General features: G+C 70.8%; 13 protein-coding genes. 9 read left to right on the forward strand and 4 right to left on the reverse strand.

The genetic code is table 11. The features are described from left to right. Nucleotides 1–39: 39 nt before the first annotated feature. Complete coding sequence (locus AC2DGY_RS07715; protein ID WP_484509108.1) at nucleotides 40–1,347, forward strand: MFS transporter; 1,308 nt, start codon at nucleotides 40–42, stop codon at nucleotides 1,345–1,347. Here AC2DGY_RS07715 and AC2DGY_RS07720 read toward each other — a convergent pair. From AC2DGY_RS07720 to AC2DGY_RS07730, 3 genes are all read right to left on the reverse strand, one after another. Then, a complete protein-coding gene (locus tag AC2DGY_RS07720; protein ID WP_484509109.1) occupies nucleotides 1,344–1,595 on the reverse strand; it encodes a hypothetical protein in 252 nt (83 codons plus the stop codon). The two genes, AC2DGY_RS07715 and AC2DGY_RS07720, sit on opposite strands and share 4 nt — an antisense overlap. Continuing rightward, a complete protein-coding gene (gene valS, locus AC2DGY_RS07725) occupies nucleotides 1,595–4,186 on the reverse strand; it encodes a valine--tRNA ligase (protein WP_484509110.1) in 2,592 nt (863 codons plus the stop codon). Before valS ends, AC2DGY_RS07720 begins: the two co-directional genes overlap by 1 nt. Before the next feature lie 240 nt (nucleotides 4,187–4,426). Then, on the reverse strand, nucleotides 4,427–5,254 hold the full coding sequence (locus AC2DGY_RS07730) for a DUF559 domain-containing protein (RefSeq protein WP_484509111.1): 828 nt from the start codon (nucleotides 5,252–5,254) through the stop codon (nucleotides 4,427–4,429). A gap of 357 nt (nucleotides 5,255–5,611) precedes the next feature. Here AC2DGY_RS07730 and AC2DGY_RS07735 point away from each other — a divergent pair, with 357 nt between their 5' ends. The 8 genes from AC2DGY_RS07735 (at nucleotide 5,612) to ndk (ending at nucleotide 16,428) form a co-directional block, all read left to right on the forward strand. Next, a complete protein-coding gene (locus AC2DGY_RS07735; RefSeq protein ID WP_484509112.1) occupies nucleotides 5,612–7,228 on the forward strand; it encodes an ABC transporter substrate-binding protein in 1,617 nt (538 codons plus the stop codon). A 41-nt stretch (nucleotides 7,229–7,269) separates the two neighbouring features. Continuing rightward, the gene (locus AC2DGY_RS07740) at nucleotides 7,270–8,247 is read left to right on the forward strand and encodes an ABC transporter permease (RefSeq protein ID WP_484509113.1); all 978 of its coding nucleotides are present in this window, start codon (nucleotides 7,270–7,272) and stop codon (nucleotides 8,245–8,247) included. Next, entirely contained in the window at nucleotides 8,244–9,056 is an 813-nt protein-coding gene (locus AC2DGY_RS07745; protein ID WP_484509114.1) for an ABC transporter permease, read from the forward strand. The genes AC2DGY_RS07740 and AC2DGY_RS07745 overlap by 4 nt, the downstream gene beginning before the upstream one ends. Then, nucleotides 9,053–10,573 carry a dipeptide ABC transporter ATP-binding protein gene (locus AC2DGY_RS07750; protein ID WP_484509115.1) on the forward strand — a complete coding sequence of 507 codons (1,521 nt, stop codon included), beginning with the start codon at nucleotides 9,053–9,055 and terminating at the stop codon, nucleotides 10,571–10,573. The genes AC2DGY_RS07745 and AC2DGY_RS07750 overlap by 4 nt, the downstream gene beginning before the upstream one ends. Nucleotides 10,574–10,800: 227 nt before the next feature. Then, nucleotides 10,801–14,268 (forward strand): isoleucine--tRNA ligase, encoded by a 3,468-nt coding sequence (ileS, locus tag AC2DGY_RS07755; protein ID WP_484509116.1) that lies wholly within the window; start codon nucleotides 10,801–10,803, stop codon nucleotides 14,266–14,268. Further along, nucleotides 14,265–15,617 carry a bifunctional folylpolyglutamate synthase/dihydrofolate synthase gene (locus AC2DGY_RS07760; RefSeq protein WP_484509117.1) on the forward strand — a complete coding sequence of 451 codons (1,353 nt, stop codon included), beginning with the start codon at nucleotides 14,265–14,267 and terminating at the stop codon, nucleotides 15,615–15,617. The genes ileS and AC2DGY_RS07760 overlap by 4 nt, the downstream gene beginning before the upstream one ends. Then, complete coding sequence (locus tag AC2DGY_RS07765) at nucleotides 15,605–16,009, forward strand: DUF4233 domain-containing protein (protein WP_484509118.1); 405 nt, start codon at nucleotides 15,605–15,607, stop codon at nucleotides 16,007–16,009. The genes AC2DGY_RS07760 and AC2DGY_RS07765 overlap by 13 nt, the downstream gene beginning before the upstream one ends. 2 nt (nucleotides 16,010–16,011) lie before the next feature. Further along, a complete protein-coding gene (gene ndk, locus AC2DGY_RS07770) occupies nucleotides 16,012–16,428 on the forward strand; it encodes a nucleoside-diphosphate kinase (protein ID WP_484509119.1) in 417 nt (138 codons plus the stop codon). A 23-nt stretch (nucleotides 16,429–16,451) separates the two neighbouring features. Here ndk and AC2DGY_RS07775 read toward each other — a convergent pair whose 3' ends face one another. Continuing rightward, entirely contained in the window at nucleotides 16,452–17,051 is a 600-nt protein-coding gene (locus AC2DGY_RS07775) for a vitamin K epoxide reductase family protein (protein ID WP_484509120.1), read from the reverse strand. Between the last annotated feature and the right edge of the window lie 263 nt (nucleotides 17,052–17,314).

The following is a 17,314-nucleotide window of genomic DNA, read 5'->3' on the forward strand; positions in this document are numbered from 1 at the left end:
GCACGCATTCCGCTGACGGTATCACCGGAGGATCCTGACATGACTGCTCTCGCTGGCGACGGCCTGGGGCGAGACTTCGGCAAGCTTTGGACCGCAGCGGCCTTCAGCAATTTCGCGGACGGGGTGGGGCGCACCGCGGTGCCGTTGATCGCGACCACCCTCACGAGCGACCCGCTGATCATCTCCCTGTTCGGCGCCCTCGCCTTCCTGCCCTGGCTCGTGTTCGGCCTTCCCGCCGGCATGGTCGTCGACCGCTTCGATCGGCGGATGGTGATGGCCGCGGCGAATGGGCTGCGGGGCGCGGCCGCGCTGTGGCTGGCGGTTCTCGGAGCGACCGGCGACATGACGGTGGCCGCCCTGATGATCGGCACCCTTCTGTTCGGGGTCGGCGAGACGCTCTTCGACAACGCCACCAACGCCGTCGTCCCCAGCGTCGTTCGCCGCGATCAGCTCGAGCGCGCCAACGGGCGCATCCAGGCTGCGCAGGGCACGATCGACAATTTCGTGGCGACGCCCATGGCGGGAGTCCTGTACGCCGTCGCGCTCGCGCTGCCGCTGTGGTTCGGAGCGGCCGGATATCTCGTGCCGGTGGTCCTCGCCCTCTTCCTGCCGTTGACGGCCGCGCGACCGGTCCGCCAGGCCCCTTCGCTGCCCACGGCTGAATCGCCCTCGGCTGAACCGCCCTTGGTCCCGGGCGCGGTCCCTGCGCCCCCCGCGCGAGTCCCGACGCGCGACGCTCTCCGCTATCTCGCGCGGCACCGCTACCTCCGGGCCATGGTCGTGTTCGTCTCAGTCCTCGGTTCGGCGTTCAGCTTCGCGCAGGCGACGACGCTGCTGTACTTCCTCGACGAACAGGGGGTCGCCCCCGGGGCAATCGGGTTCGTCACGGCGGGCCTGGGAGTGGGCGCCATCCTCGGGTCGGTCCTCGCGGCATGGTTCGTGCGCCGCTTCGGCCGCGGCCCGGTCATGCTGGGCGCGAACCTCGTGGCCGTGGCGGGGATGACAGCGATCTGGCTGGCGCCAGGGGTGGTCGTCGCGGTCGTGTCCTTCGCCGTGTTCGCCTTCGCGGTGTCGCTCTGGAACGTCCCCTGGGCCGCCCTTCGACAGCAGATCGTGCCGCCGATGCTCTTCGGACGGGTGCTGGGGGTGATCCGAATGCTGACATGGGGACTCTTCCCCGTCGCCACCGTGCTCGGGGGCGTCGTGGCGCGCGTCGATCTGCGGCTGCCGTTCGTTGTCGCCGCCGCGGTGGTCCTCATCACGACGCTGGGCTCCGCCCGGCTCCTCATCCGCGGAACGCGGGAAGCCGGGGCCGAGGCCGGCGCCCCGGCGGTCGAGGACGACTAAGAGATGCCGGTGTCGTCGTCCTTGCGCACGACGACCTCGCCGTTCGGGTCGACCGTGACGATCACACCGGTGTCCAGTTCGGCGACGGGGCGGTGTTCCAGCCAGGTCAACGTCCAGCGCGGCGCGGGCTGGTGAGCGAGCTGGTCTGCCGGAAGCAGCCGCTCCACCGCCGCGATCTGTGCGTGCAGCGCCTCGGGCACGGCAGCGGGCGGAGTGTCGCCGAAGGTCCAACGGGTTCCGAGTTGCATCAGTTCTCCTGCGTGGCGAGTTGGATGTCGAGGACCGCCGTGGTGTCGGCATCCACGAACGTGAGGGAGGCGATGCGTCCGACGGCGCGGAGGTCGCCCTCCGCGAGACGCAACGCATCCGCGGACGGTCCCGCCAGGGTGATCGCATCCACCGGCGTCTTCTGCGAGACCTTGGCCTCGGTCTTGGCGCGGCGAATCCCGATCAACGCCTCGCCCACGGCGGCCAGCACCGCAGGGTCACCGGCCGTGCCCCCCGTCGTGGTCTGGTCGGGGGCGATCGGCTCCGGCCACGGGGCGGTGTGCACCGAACCGTCGTTGAACCACGACCAGGCTTCCTCCGCCGCGAAGGCCAGCACCGGGGCGAAGAGGCGCAGGAGCGTCGACAGCGCGAGACGGAGGGCCAGGGCCGCGGAGGCCTGGCCGACGTCGGTGCGGTCGTACGCACGCTCCTTGACCAGCTCGAGGTAGTCGTCGCAGAACGTCCAGAAGAACGACTCCGTCACCTCGAGGGCGCGGGCGTGGTCGTAGGCCTCCAGCGCCTTCGTCGCCTCGCGCACGACCCCGTCGAGGGTGGCCAGCATCGAGGCATCCAGCGCGTGGGTCACTTCCGCCCCCTCGGGGACGGGGAAGGACAGGACGAACTTGGCGGCGTTGAGCAGCTTGATGGCCAGACGTCGGCCGATCTTGATCTGCGTGGGATTCTGCGGATCGAACGCCGCATCGGTGCCGAGCCTGCTCGACGCCGCCCAGTAGCGGACCGCGTCGGAACCGTGCTGGACGAGGATGTCGGCCGGGGTGACCACGTTCCCCTTCGACTTCGACATCTTCTTGCGGTCGGGGTCGACGATGAAGCCGGAGATCGCCGCATCCGACCAGGGCGCCCTGCCGTCCTCCAGTGCGCTGCGCAGCAGGGTGGAGAAGAGCCACGTGCGGATGATGTCCTGGCCCTGCGGGCGAAGGTCGAACGGGGCGACGGTGTTCCACAGCTCCTCGTCCCGCTGCCATCCGCCGGCCAGCTGCGGCGTGAGGGACGACGTGGCCCACGTGTCGAAGATGTCGCGCTCGGCGTCGAACCCGCCCGGCACGCCGCGCTGGTCTTCGGTGTAGCCGGGGGGGACGTCGGTGGTGGGGTCGACCGGGAGTGCCGCGGCGTCGGGGGTCAGCACCCGGTGGTAGTCGCGGTCGCCGTTCTCGTCCAGGCCGTACCAGACCGGGATCGGAACCCCGAAGAAACGCTGGCGCGACACGAGCCAGTCGCCGGTGAGCCCGTTCGTCCAGTTCTCGTAGCGGACCCGCATGAAGTCGGGATGCCACGCGATCTCCTGGCCGAGCGCGATGAGACGCTCACGCAGTTCGGCATCGCGGGCGCCGTTGCGGAGGTACCACTGGCGCGTGGAGACGATCTCCAGCGGCCGGTCGCCCTTCTCGAAGAACTTCACCGCATGGGTGAAGGGCTTGGGGTCGCCGATCATGTCGCCGGATTCCTGCAGCAACTCCACGATGCGCTTCTTCGCACTGAACACGGTCTTGCCGGCCAGCTCCGCGTACGCGGCCTTCGCCGCATCCGTCTCGATCACCTCGGGGGCATCGGCGAGGACCCGGCCATCGCGGCCGATGATCGTGCGGTTGGGGAGGTCGAGTTCGCGCCACCAGATGATGTCGGTGACGTCACCGAAGGTGCAGATCATCGCGATGCCCGAGCCCTTGTCGGGCTGGGCGAGCGGGTGGGCGAGCACGGGCACTTCCACGTCGAACAGGGGCGTGCGCACGGTCGATCCGAAGAGCGCCTGGTAGCGCTCGTCGTCGGGGTGCGCCACGAGTGCGACGCACGCCGGCAGAAGCTCGGGGCGCGTGGTCTCGATGAAGACGTCTCCGTCCGCGCCGTGGAAGGCGAGGCGGTGGTAGGCGGCGGGCTGATCGCGATCCTCGAGCTCGGCCTGGGCGATCGCGGAACGGAAATCGACATCCCAGAGGGTCGGAGCCAGTGCCTGGTAGGCCTCGCCGCGCTCCAGGTTGCGCAGGAACGCCAGCTGGCTGCTGCGCATCGTCTCGTCGGAGATCGTGCGGTAGGTCTGGGTCCAGTCCACGCTCAGGCCGAGGGAGCGCCACAGCGCCTCGAAGGTCTTCTCGTCCTCGACCGTCAGGCGCTCGCACAGCTCGATGAAGTTGCGGCGGCTGATGGGCACCTGGTCGGCGGCCTTGCTCGACTTGTTGTCGCCTCCCTCGTAGGGCGGGGCGAAGCCCGCGTCGTACGGCAGGGACGGGTCGCAGCGCACCCCGTAATAGTTCTGCACGCGCCGCTCGGTGGGCAGGCCGTTGTCGTCCCACCCCATCGGATAGAACACGGTCTTGCCGCGCATGCGCTCGAAGCGCACCTTGACATCGGTGTGCGTGTAGCTGAAGACGTGGCCGATGTGGAGGCTCCCGGAGGCCGTCGGCGGCGGGGTGTCGACCGAGAAGACGCCCCCACGACCGGCCTCCACGGCGCGGGCCCTGTCGAACAGGTACGTGCCCTGCTGGGTCCACGCGGCATCCCACTTCTGCTCGAGACCCTCCAGGGCGGGCTTGTCGGGAATGTGCGCGTCGGTCACGGGAGGCTCCTCGATATGTGCGGCACCGTGTGAACGTGCCTGAGTGTGGGATCGCCTCGATTCTACCGTCCGCTCCGGACCCCCTCCGGCTCGCCCGGCCCCTGCGTCCCCGACTCGCGCCGGGGCCTGGGCGGGGTTTCGCGCCGGGGCCTGGGCCGCGGAAATCGAGGAGAACCCGAGGATCGAGGAGGCTCCGCCGCATCCGGATCCTCGGTTCCCGTGATCCCCTCGGAACGCGCGTCAGCGGGCGAGGTGCAACCCTTGCGCGACCGCGCGCATGACCAGACCCTGCACCTCGTGCCAGCGGTCGATGACCTGGATGTAGCCCACCCGGACGACGTGGTAGCCGAGGGTGGCCAGGAGCGCGTCGTGGGCGATGTCCTCTGCGCGCTGCTGGCCGACATGGTGCGCCCCGTCGATCTGCAGCACCAGCCGGTCGCCGATGAGGAAGTCCACTCGGTGCCCGGCGATCCAGGCCTGCGGCACGATCGGCAGATGGAGCCATCGGAGGCGCACCAGCACGAAGGTCTCCAGACCCGAGTCGCTGAACGGGGTCGCGACGTCGAGGATCTCGCGCGCTCGACCGGTGAAGGGGAGGCGGCGGAGCTGATGCAGATCGACCATCCCCGACTGGATCGCCGACTCCCAGGTCGCGAGCGCGCGTTCATACGGCTGGCAGGCGGCCACCAGCGCGAGCATGTTCTCCGCCGCATCGGTGAGGGAACCGGGTACACGCGGCACGATGGGTGTGGCCCAGTGCACGTGGGCGCCGCGGGCTCTCACGGCGCCGGCCGAGGCCGGTGCGGCGACGTGGTGCTCGTCTCCGTCGCGCAGCACCCACAGGCCGAGCCGGGCGGCGAGCGTGACGCACGTGAGGACGACACCGGCACGGGCCGCCGCGATGAGCACCGGATCGGCGTAGGGGAGGGCGACCCACCCGCCGCGGGGACGGATGAGCTGCCCGGAGGTGACGTGCTCGCGGATGCGGTACTCGCTCGCGCCCGCCCGACGCAGGTCCGTCGTGCGTACCACCCCGCCGCGCGCGACGACCCATCCGAGGACATCCATGCAGGGATCCTCGGCCGAAGAGTCGCAGAGCGTGCGCGGCTGAGGCGTGGCCGTGCACAACTCTCCGCGGAGGAGAGGTGGGGAGGGGGAGTGGTATCCGCGGATCATGGACTCGCCGGCCTCGAGTGCCCGCGGGAATCGAGGAGATCGCGGGAATTGAGGAGCGGATGCGGGTGGCCGCTCCTCAATTCGCGAGATCCCCTCGATACCCGCGGTCGCCTCGATCTGAGATCTCCTCGATCCGCGACATACCCGCGATGGCAGAGGGAATGCCGCCGGGACCGCCCGCGTTGTTCGACTGCGTCCACCAATCCGATACGGTGGACCCGCCGTCCCTTCCTTCGTCTCGAGGTCTTCATGCCCGCTCACCGACTGGGCAGGCTTGTTCCTGCCGCCGCTCTCACCCTCGTCGCCGCCATCGCGCTCAGCTCGTGCTCCGGCGGCGGCAGCGCCGACGACGACGGCGGCGGCGAGGTGGTGTGGGCGATCGAGGGCGCGAACCTGTCGGCCGGGCACATGGACCCGCAGACCAGCCAGCTCGATGTCTCCGCCATGATCCAGCGCTCCGTGCTGGACTCGCTGGTCTTCCAGGAAGCCGACGGGACCTTCTCGCCCTGGCTGGCCGAGGAGTGGGAGATCCAGGATGCCGGCGCCGCCTATGTGTTCACCCTCCGGGACGACGTCACCTTCCACGACGGCGAGCCCTTCGATGCCGCAGCGGTGAAGGCGAACTTCGACCGCATCGCCGACCCGGAGACGGCCTCCGCGCAGGCGGCGAGCATGCTGGGCGGCGAGTTCTACGCCGGCACCGAGGTGATCGACGACCGCACGGTGCGTGTGAGCTTCACGCAGCCGTACGCGCCGTTCCTGCAGGCGGCGAGCACATCCCTGCTCGGGTTCTACTCACCGGCGGTCCTCGAGGACGCCGCCGACCAGCTCAGGGCCGGCGGCCCCGGCGTCACCGTGGGGACCGGTCCGTTCGAGCTGACCGAGTACACCCCCGACCAGGAGCTCGTCTACACCCGAAATGACGACTACGCGTGGGGGCCGGACGGCCAGGATGCTGCGCCGTTCGAGACCCTGCGGGTCGAGATCCTCCCCGAGGCCGCCGTGCGCGCGGGGGTGGTGGAAAGCGGCGAGGCCGACCTGGCCAGCAACATCCCGCCGAACCTGGCCGCCGAGCTCCCCGACACGCTCACCGTCGACGCCAACGAGTATCCCGGGCTGCCTTACTCGCTCTACCTCAACGAGGCGTACGGGGTCTTCGCCGACGAGCGCGTGCGGCAGGCGTTCTCCCGTGCCATCGACGTCGACACCGCCGTCACCGAGATCTTCTACGGTCAGTTCCCGCGCGCGTGGAGCGTGCTCGGCTCCACGACCCCGGGGTACGACGCGTCGCTCGAGGGGACCTGGGAGTTCGACCCCGAGCGGGCGAACCAGCTCCTGGACGAGGCGGGATGGACCGGGCGGGATGCCGACGGCTACCGGACGAGGGACGGACAGCGGCTCTCGGCTCGCTGGATCGCCTGGACGCCGGTGCCCGATGATCGCGTCGCGCTGGCCAACGCCATCCAGTCCGACCTCAGGGACGTCGGCTTCGAGGTCGTCCGCGAAGTGCTCGAGCCCGGCGCCTACAACGAGCAGTACGAGCCCAGGACCTTCGACCTGACGGACTGGGGCTTCTCCGGCGTGGATCCCGACCTGCTGCGCAGCCACCTCCACACCGACGGCTTCCAGAACGCGTCGCAGGTGAGCGACCCCGCCGTGGACGCGCTCCTGCAGGAGGGTGTGGCATCCACGGATCAGGACGCGCGCAACGCGGTCTATGCGCAATTGCAGCAGTGGAACGCCCAGCACGTCGCGATCGTGCCGCTGTACAGCCCGTCGCTCATCACGGCGGTGGGCGAGACCATCTCCGGCCTGACCTACGATCTCTACGGGCGCCCGCTGTTCTATGACGTGACCGTCGGCTGACGCCGGCGCGCGGTCCTTCCTCACCCGGGCGCGGAGAGCAGATGGACGACGGCAACCGCACCCGCGTGGTGCTGGCGCGCCTGGGGAGCGCGGTCATCTCGGTGGTCGTGGTGCTCTGGGGGGCGGCGACCCTCGCCTTCCTGGCGTTCCGGGTCATCCCCGGCGACCCGGTCTCCGTGATGCTCGGGCCCCAGGCGCAGGTCAGCGACGCGGTCAGGCAGGGTATCCGCGAGGAACTGGGCCTGGACCGCCCGCCGATCGAGCAGTACCTCGGCTACCTCGCCGGACTGCTGCGCGGCGACCTCGGAGAGTCGTACCAGCTGCGGATGCCGGTGACCGAGGTGATCGGGCGGCAATTGGGTCCGACCCTCCAGCTGACGGCGACCGCGCTCGTCGTGGCGGCGATCGTGGCCTTCGCCGTCGTGCTCGTCGCCCGCAACCCGATCGCCCGGGGCATCGTCGCGACGGTGGAGCTGATCATCCTGTCGTCGCCGGTGTTCTGGATCGGGCTGCTGCTGCTGAGCGTGTTCGCGTTCGGCCTGGGGTGGTTCCCCGTATCCGGGTCGCGGAATCCGGCGACCATCGTGCTCCCCGCCGTGACGCTCGCGCTGCCGGTGGCGGCACTGCTGGGTCAGGTCCTCCGCGACGGGATCGAGTCGGCGGAGCGGCAGCCGTTCGCCACCACGGTGCGGGCGCGCGGGGCTGGCCCCACCTGGCTGACCGTGCGCCACTCGCTCCGCCATGGCTCGACGGGCGCCGTCACCCTCGCGGCCTACTTCGTCGGGTCGCTGCTGGGGGGCGCGGTGCTGGTGGAGACGGTCTTTGCCCGACCGGGCCTCGGCCGCGTGACGCTCGCGGCCATCTCCGACCGCGACCTCCCCGTGATCACGGGCATCATCCTCCTGAGCGCGGTCGTCTTCGTCGTGGTCACCCTGATCGTCGAACTGGTGTACCCGCTCCTGGATCCGCGGTTGCGCGACGCGCGCACCGATGCGGCTCGCACCCGGAGGGTGTCATGACCGGCGGTCGGCGCGTGCTGGTCGGTGTCGCCGTCGCGGTGCTCACGCTGGTGGGCCTGGTGGCCCTCGCCCCTCAGTTGTTCGCGACGCATGATCCGCTCCAGACCGAGGTGACGCAGGCGCTCCTCCCGCCGAGCAGCGACCACCTGTTCGGCACCGATCAGAGCGGCCGCGACGTGTATTCGCGCGTGGTGTACGGCGCGTCGCGCTCGGTGGGGATCGGACTGCTGGCCACGGCGTTCGCCTTGGCCGTGGGGCTGGTGGTGGGCTCCCTCTCCGGCGTCGCGCCGCGGCTCGTGGATGCGGTGGCGATGCGAGCGACCGACGTGCTGCTGGCGTTCCCCGAGTTCCTCATCGCCCTGGTGGTCGTTGCGATCCTCGGGCCGGGCCCCGCCAATGTCGCCGTCGCCGTCACCATCGCCGCGGTCCCGGTGTACGTGCGACTCGCGCGCGCCCAGACCCGGAGCCTGGGCACCGCCGAACACGTGGAGGCCGCCCGCATCCTCGGGGTGCCGGCGCCTGCCGCCTTCCTCCGCCACGTGGTACCGGGCGTGTTCGGGGCGCTGAGCGTCCTGGCGACGATCGGCATCGGCTCCAGCATCCTGGCCGCGGCGGGGCTGAGCTTCCTCGGTCTCGGGCCCACCGAGCCCACGCCGGAGTGGGGCCTGATGCTCTCCGGCGGGCGCAACGTGCTCGGCCAGGCGTGGTGGGTGGCGGTGTTCCCTGGTGCGGCGATCACCGTCACCGTGGTGGCGGCGACGGTGCTCGGCCGCGCCGTGCGGGCGCGCAGCGAGGGACGTCCGGCATGAGCGGTCTGCAGGTGCGGGGGCTCCGGGTGGCGTTCGGCGCGACGACCGTCGTGGATGGCGTCGACTTCGCCGTCGCGGCGGGGGAGTGCCTGGCGATCGTCGGTGAATCCGGCGCGGGCAAGTCGCTCACGGCGCGCGCACTCCTCGGCTTGGCTCCGGACGGCGCCGCCGTGACCGCGGACGAACTCGTGGTGGACGGCACCGACACCCGAGGATTCGACGACGCGCACTGGCGAAGGCTCCGCGGGGCGCGGATCGCTCTGGTGTCGCAGGACGCGCTGGTGTCGCTGGACCCGCTCCGGCGCATCGGGGCCGAGATCGAGGAGCCCCTGCGGCTGCATGAGCGAGGGATGCGCCGCGCCGCGCGCCGCGCGCGGACCCTCGCCCTCCTCGCCGACGTCGCCATGCCCGACCCGCAGCGCCGCGTGCGCCAGTACCCGCATGAGCTGTCCGGCGGCCAGCGCCAGCGGGCGCTCATCGCCTCCGCTCTCGCGGCGCAACCCGTCATCCTCGTCGCCGACGAGCCGACCACCGCGCTCGACGTCACGGTGCAGGCACGCGTCCTGGATCTGCTGCGCGGCATCGCCGACACGGGGGTGGCGGTCGTGCTCATCAGCCACGACCTCGCCGCCGTCCGCCGGGTCGCCGATCGGATCGCGGTCATGCGCGACGGCCGGTTCGTGGAGACCGGTCCGGCCGCAGCGGTGCTGGGGGAGCCCGAGCATCCCTACACTCAGGCGCTCGTGGCGGCCGCCCGCCACGACCCGCGCCCGGCATCGGCCCCCGCGGGCGCGCCGGTGCTGACGGTTCGGGGCGTATCCAAGGCGTTCGACCGTCCGGCCGTGAGCGACGTCTCCTTCGACCTGCACGCCGGGGAGACCCTCGCCGTGGTGGGGGAGTCGGGGTCGGGCAAGACCACCCTCGCCCGACTCGTGGTGGGTGCATCCCGCCCCGACGCCGGCGAGGTGCGCATCGGCGGTACGTCCTGGGGGAGCGGGCACGATCGTGCGCTCCGCCGTCGCGTGCAATTCGTCCACCAGAACCCCCTCGGCGCCTTCGACCCGCGGTGGACGGTCGGCAGGTCGCTGCGCGAAGCCCTCTCCGCCGGCGGGATGCCACGGCGCGAGCGCGCGGCCGCCGTCGCAGGCCTGCTGCGCGAGGTCGACCTCGATCCCGCGCTCGCCTCTCGCAGACCCGTGCAGCTTTCCGGCGGACAGCGGCAGCGGGCTGCGATCGCACGCGCGCTCGCGCCACGCCCCGACATCCTGGTGCTGGATGAGCCGGTGTCGGCCCTCGACCCGACCGTGCGCGAGCTGGTGCTCGCGCTGCTGCAGCGGCTGCAGGCCGAGCGGGGACTCAGCATGATGTTCATCTCCCATGACCTGGACGTCGTGGCATCCCTTGCCGACCAGGTTCTGGTCCTGCAGGACGGTGTCGTGGTCGAGGCCGGCGCCACCGGGTCGGTGTTCGCCGATCCGCGGCATCCCTTCACTCGCGAGCTGCTGGCGGCGCGGTAGCCCCGGGCGGGTAGACTCGTGGGCAAGAGCACCGATCCGGCCATCACCGGGGAGCTCTCGGAAGAACGGGGCACGAGCCCTCAGTAGAACCGAGCGGGTCAGGCCCGTCACAGCCGCAGTGAGAGTGGATTTCTCCGCCCCGCCGCAGGGGTGGAGGAGTCACGCGGGGTGGTACCGCGGCCCGGAACGGTCGTCCTCGCAGGGAGAACACGACCTGCTGGAGAGACATGACCTACCCGAAATCCGCGTTCGGACCCGCCGCCGACGCTTCGCCGAGCTCAGGGCAGGCGGGCGCCGCGCCTGTCGTGCCGAGCCCGCGGTTCCCTGCGATCGAGGACGACACGCTCGCGTTCTGGGCCGCGGACGACACCTTCCGCGCATCCATCGCGCAGCGAGAGGGCGCCGAGGAGTGGGTGTTCTACGACGGGCCTCCCTTCGCGAACGGCCTCCCGCACTACGGCCACCTCCTGACCGGTTACGCGAAAGACCTCTTCCCCCGCTTCCAGACGATGCGCGGCAAGAAGGTCGACCGCGTGTTCGGGTGGGACACGCACGGCCTTCCCGCTGAGCTCGAGGCGATGAAGCAGCTCGGGATCACCGAGAAGGACGACATCGAGCGCATGGGGGTGGCCACCTTCAACGCGAAGGCACGCTCATCGGTGCTGCAGTACACGCGCGACTGGGAGGAGTACGTCACGCGCCAGGCGCGCTGGGTCGACTTCGAGCGCGGCTACAAGACTCTCGACCCCACGTACATGGAGTCGGTGCTGTGGGCGTTCAAGAGCCTCCACGACAAGGGTCTGGCCTACGAGGGCTACCGCGTGCTGCCGTACTGCTGGCGCGATGAGACGCCGCTGTCCAGCCACGAACTCCGCATGGATGACGACGTCTACACCTCGCGCCAGGACCCGTCGGTCACGGTGACCTTCCCCCTGGTCGGGGCGAAGGCGGAGGTGCTGGGCCTCACCGGCGTCCGCGCCCTGGCATGGACGACCACGCCGTGGACGCTGCCGACCAACCTGGCGTTGGCCGTGGGCCCCGGCATCCGATACGTCGTGGTCCCCGGCGGCCCGGACGGCGCCGCCGACGTTCACCGCCCTTCGACAGGCTCAGCGACCGAGCAGGCCGACGACGCGATCGAGACGTCGGCGCACCGGTACCTGCTCGCCGAGGAGCTTCTGCCCGGCTACGCCAAAGATCTCGGGTACGCCTCCGCCGAGGATGCGGCAGGCGCCGTGCAGCAGACGGTCCTCGGCTCGGAGCTGGCGGGCGTCGCGTACGACCGCCTCTTCGACTACTACGCCGACGCCGACACGTGGGGCACCGGCGACGCGTGGCGCGTGCTGGTCGACGACTACGTCACGACCACCGACGGCACCGGCATCGTCCACCAGGCCCCCGCCTACGGCGAGGACGACAAGCGCCTCGCCGACGCCGCAGGCATCCCCACGATCCTGTCGCTGGACGACGGCGGACGGTTCCTCCCCGCTGTCGGCGATGTCGCCGGGATGCTGTGGATGGACGCGAACACGCCGCTCATCCGCCTCCTCCGCCAGAGCGGACGCCTGGTCCGCGAGGCCAGCTACGAGCACGCGTATCCGCACTGCTGGCGGTGCCGCAACCCGCTCATCTACAAGGCGGTGTCGAGCTGGTTCGTGCGCGTCACCGACATCAAGGACCGCATGATCGAGAACAACGCTCAGATCACGTGGGTTCCCGACAACGTCAAGGACGGTCAGTTCGGCAAGTGGCTCGAGGGAGCGCGGGACTGGTCGATCAGCCGCAACCGGTACTGGGGCTCGCCGATCCCGGTGTGGAAGAGCGACGATCCCGAGTACCCGCGCGTGGATGTCTACGGTTCGCTCGCCGACATCGAAGCCGACTTCGGCCGTCTGCCCCGCAACGCCGACGGCGAGGTCGACCTGCACCGCCCGTTCATCGACGAGCTGACGCGCCCGAACCCGGATGACCCGACCGGACGCAGCACGATGCGTCGCATCGAGGACGTGCTGGACGTGTGGTTCGACTCCGGGTCGATGCCGTTCGCCCAGGTGCACTATCCCTTCGAGAACCACGAGTGGTTCGAACAGCACGCACCGGCCGACTTCATCGTCGAGTACATCGGGCAGACGCGCGGCTGGTTCTACGTCATGCACGTGCTGTCGACCGCGCTGTTCGACCGGGCGGCGTTCAAGGCGGTGTCCGCGCACGGCATCGTGCTCGGCAACGACGGACAGAAGATGTCCAAGTCGCTGCGCAACTACCCCGACGTCCGCGAGGTGTTCGACCGCGACGGCTCCGACGCGATGCGGTGGTTCCTCATGTCGAGCTCGGTGCTCCGCGGCGGAAACCTCGTCGTCACGGAGGAGGGGATCCGCTCCGGCGTGCGGGAGTTCCTGCTGCCGCTGTGGAACGCGTGGTACTTCTTCGCGACCTACGCCAACGCAGCGACCGCCGACGGCTCTTCGACGGGCTCAGGGACCGGGGGGTACGAGGCCGAATGGCGCACCGATTCCACGGACGTCCTCGACCGCTACATCCTCGCGCTGACCGGAGAGCTCGTCCGTGGCGTGGCGGCCGATCTGGAGGGGCTCGACTCGACGACCGCGAGCGAACGGCTGCGGGACTTCGGCGAGGTGCTGACCAACTGGTACATCCGCCGCTCGCGCGACAGATTCTGGCTCGGTGTCCGCGAGGACGACCCGGCCTCCCGGGAGGCGTTCGACACGCTGTACACCGTCCTGGAGACCCTCACGAGAGTCGCGGCGCCGCTCCTGCCGCTCGTGACCGAGCGGATCTGGCAGGGCCTCACCGGCGGACGGAGCGTCCACCTGACGGACTGGCCGGACGCCGACGCCTTCGGGGCAGCCGAAGACATCCGCGCGGCGATGGATGCCGTCCGTGATGTCTCCAGCGCGGCCAACGCACTGCGGAAGAAGGAGGGCAAGCGGGTCCGGCTCCCGCTCCCGCGTCTGACGGTGGTCATCGAGAACGCGCACGCCCTCGCCCAGTTCGAGAACATCCTCGCCGACGAGCTCAACGTCAAACGCGTCGACCTGGTCGAACTGCAAGCCGGCACCGCCGCCGAGTACGGCATCACCCACCGGCTGACGGTGAACGCGCGTGCCGCGGGACCGCGTCTGGGAAAGCAGGTGCAGCAGGCCATCCAGGCCGCCCGATCGGGCGACTGGACCGAAGCCGACGGGGTGGTCAGCGCAGGTGGCATCGCACTGGAGCCGGGCGAGTACGACCTGGTGGTCCAGACCACCGGCCGGCCGGAGGGTGAAGCGCTTGCCGTGCTGCCCACGGGTGGGTTCGTGCTGCTGGACACCACCACGAACGAGGCACTCGAGGCCGAAGGGCTGGCCCGCGACGTGATCCGCGCGGTGCAGGACACCCGCAAGGCCGCCGGATTCGACGTCAGCGACCGCATTCGCCTCGTCCTGACCTTCGACGACCCGGCCGACGCGGCTGCCGTCACGACCGCCTTCGACGTGGCCGACATCGCCGGGGAGACCCTGGCCCGGGAGGCCTGCGTGGTCGCCGACGCCGCCACCGTCCTCGCCCGGGGAACACTGCGCTCCACCCCCGACGTTGAAGCGGAGCACACCGGTCGGTTCGCCGCGCGTGCGTACGCCAACGCAGGAGCGTTCCGCGTCGGGGTCACCCGGCTGGCGACGGAGGACAACGAATGAACGATCGCTCACGTGCCGACGCGGTGTACGCCGCCCTCCTCCAGCGGCAGGGGGAGCAGTGGGTGCAGCCGCGCGTGGAGCGCACTCGACGCGTGCTGGAACTGTTGGACGACCCGCAGCGCACGTACCGGGTCATCCATGTCACCGGCACCAACGGGAAGACGTCGACGAGCCGCATCATCGAGAGCCTCGTGCGTGCGCTGGGCCTGCGCACCGGGCTGTTCACGAGCCCCCACCTGGAGCGGTTCACCGAACGGATCATGATCGACGGCGAACCCGTCGCCGATGCCGCGGTCGCCGATGCGTGGGAGGAGATCACGCCGTTCGTCGACCTCGTCGACGCCGAGCTCGCCTCCGCCGGTGACGCGCCGCTGACGTTCTTCGAGCTGCTCACGGTGCTGGCGTTCGTCGTCGCCGCGGACGCGCCCGTGGACGTGCTCGTCCTGGAAGTGGGCATGGGCGGGTCGTGGGACTCGACCAACACCGCCGACGGGGACGTCGCCGTCTTCACACCCGTCGACCTCGACCACACCGATCGGCTGGGCGGAACGCTCGCGGAGATCGCGCGGGTGAAGTCGGGGATCATCAAGGACGGCGCCGCCGTGGTGTCGGCCCGGCAGGACCCGGCGGTCGTCGCGGTGCTGCGTGAAGCGGCCGCGGCGCGCGGCGCCACGCTCGCTTTCGAGGGGGAGGAGTTCGCCCTCGCCGAGCACCGGCTCGCCGTCGGCGGCCAGCAGATCTCGGTGCGCGGTCTCGCCGGCACCTACGCCGAGCAGTACCTGCCGCTGTACGGCGCACACCAGGCGGCGAACGCGGCTCTGGCCATCGCCGCGGTCGAGTCGCTCATCGGGGGCGCGACACAGCCGCTGACCGACGAGGTGGTGGGCGACGGACTCGGGCAGGTCACGTCTCCGGGTCGCCTGCAGCTGGTGGGGGCGCATCCCACCGTGGTCGTGGACGCCGCGCACAACCCGCACGGCGCCCGCGCACTCGTCACCGCCCTGCGGGAATCGTTCGATGTGGACGAGTGGGGCGTCGTGCTGGGTGTCCTCAGGGACAAGGATGCGGTGGGCATCATGGCGGCGCTGGCGCCGATCGCCGCCCACGTCTTCGCCACCGCACCGGATTCGGAGCGGGCGAGCGATCCCGACGCGATCGCGGATCTTGCCGAGGCGGCGGGGCTCGCGGTCACGGTGCACCCCGGCCTGGAAGACGCCGCGGACGCCGCACGGGAGTGGGCGGCGTCATCCGATCGCCGCGCGGTCGTGGTCGCCGGGTCCGTCGTGCTGGCCGGCGAGACCGTGCGGGTGTCGGAGATCGAGGGCTGGAAGGACGGGTGGCAGGCGTGACGCCGCGCGAGAGGCGCCCCAGGGGGGCGGCAGAATCCCTGGGTTCGGTCGTCCTCGGGTTCGAGTCGATCGTGGTGTTCCTCGGCGGTCTCGTCGTGTACGGCCTCCGGGCGCTGCCGCCGGGACTCGAACCGTGGTGGGGCGTGGTGGGTGGCACCGTGCTGGCGCTGCTCATGATCCTCACCGCGGGGATGCTGAGGCACCGCTGGGCGATCGCGCTGGGCTGGGTGCTGCAGCTCCTCCTCGCCCTCGGCGCGATCCTGCTTCCGGCGCTGGTGCTGGTCGCGCTCGTTTTCGGTGCCCTGTGGGCGTATGCGACGATCAAGGGGGCTGCGCTGGACCGACGCAACGCCGCCGCTGCCGCGCAGCGGGAAACCTCGAACGGAGAATGAACATGGCGACCGAAGAGACTCTCGTCCTGGTGAAGCCCGACGGGGTGGCCCGTGGCCTGACCGGTGCGATCCTCGCCCGGATCGAGGCGAAGGGCTACGCCCTGGTCGACATCCGTCTGGTGGAGCCGGACCGCGCGCGGCTCGAGCGGCACTACGCCGAGCACGAGGGCAAGCCGTTCTACGAGCCGCTGCTGGAGTTCATGATGTCCGGCCCCGCCGTCGCCATCCGCCTTGCCGGCAATCGCGTCATCGAGGGCTTCCGCTCGTTGGCCGGCACCACCGACCCGACCGCGGCGGCGCCCGGCACGATTCGCGGTGACTACGGTCGCGACTGGGGCCTGGCGGTCGCGCAGAACCTCGTCCACGGCAGCGACAGCCCGGAATCCGCCGCTCGTGAGCTGGGGCTCTGGTTCCCCTGACCCCCAGGCGGCCGCTGGCGTGACTACAGCGACTGGATGACGTGCAGCTGCAGCTCGGCGATGACGGCGATGACGGCGTAGCTGAGCACCGCCAGCAGCGGCAGCCACCCCATGAGGGTGCCGGCCGCGCGGCGTACGCCGGCGGGGGCGGGGACGATCCCGGTGCGCAGCACATGCAGGAGCACCGCGTAGAACGACGGGATCGTGACGACCCACGTCACCATGCACCACGGGCACAGCGTCCCCAGCGCGAAGATGCTCTGCCAGATCAGCCAGACCACGAACACGAACGCCCCCGCCATCCCGAGGGTGAACAGCCACCAGAACCAGCGGGCGAAGCGTGCACCGGCCAGGATCGCCACGCCGACGACGACGGGCGCCACCCATCCGGTCAGGCCCAGGATCGGGTTGGGGAATCCGAAGATGCTTCCTTGCCACGAGTCGAGGTTCGCCCGGCACTGGATGAGGACGCTGAAGTCGCACGATGCCGCCGCTCCCGGGTTCGCCAGCAGGTGCAGGCGCTCCATGGTGAGCGAGAACGCCGCCCACCAGCCGACCGCCCCGGCCAGGATCAGCCAGACGGCCAACGCGGTCGGGCGCGCGGGGGAGTGCGTGGTGCTCATGCGTCGGATTATGGCATCGCAGGCTGGACGAATTGTCGCCGCCCATCGGGGGAAAAAGCGGCCGGCTCGGAGCGGTGACTGCAGGAGGCGGCAGGAAGTGCGATAATGGAGGATGATGCACCGCGGCCGCGCCGCAACCGCATCACGACAGACTTCGGGCGATGGACGCCCTTCGCAGTACGCGCTTCGGGCCGACTGCAGACCGCGAGAGTTGGTGGCACCGCCGGGTGTGGCGCCGCATGAGTTCCGGGCGACGCGCGGCG

The sequence above is a fragment of the Microbacterium sp. Z6_144 genome (assembly GCF_057197625.1).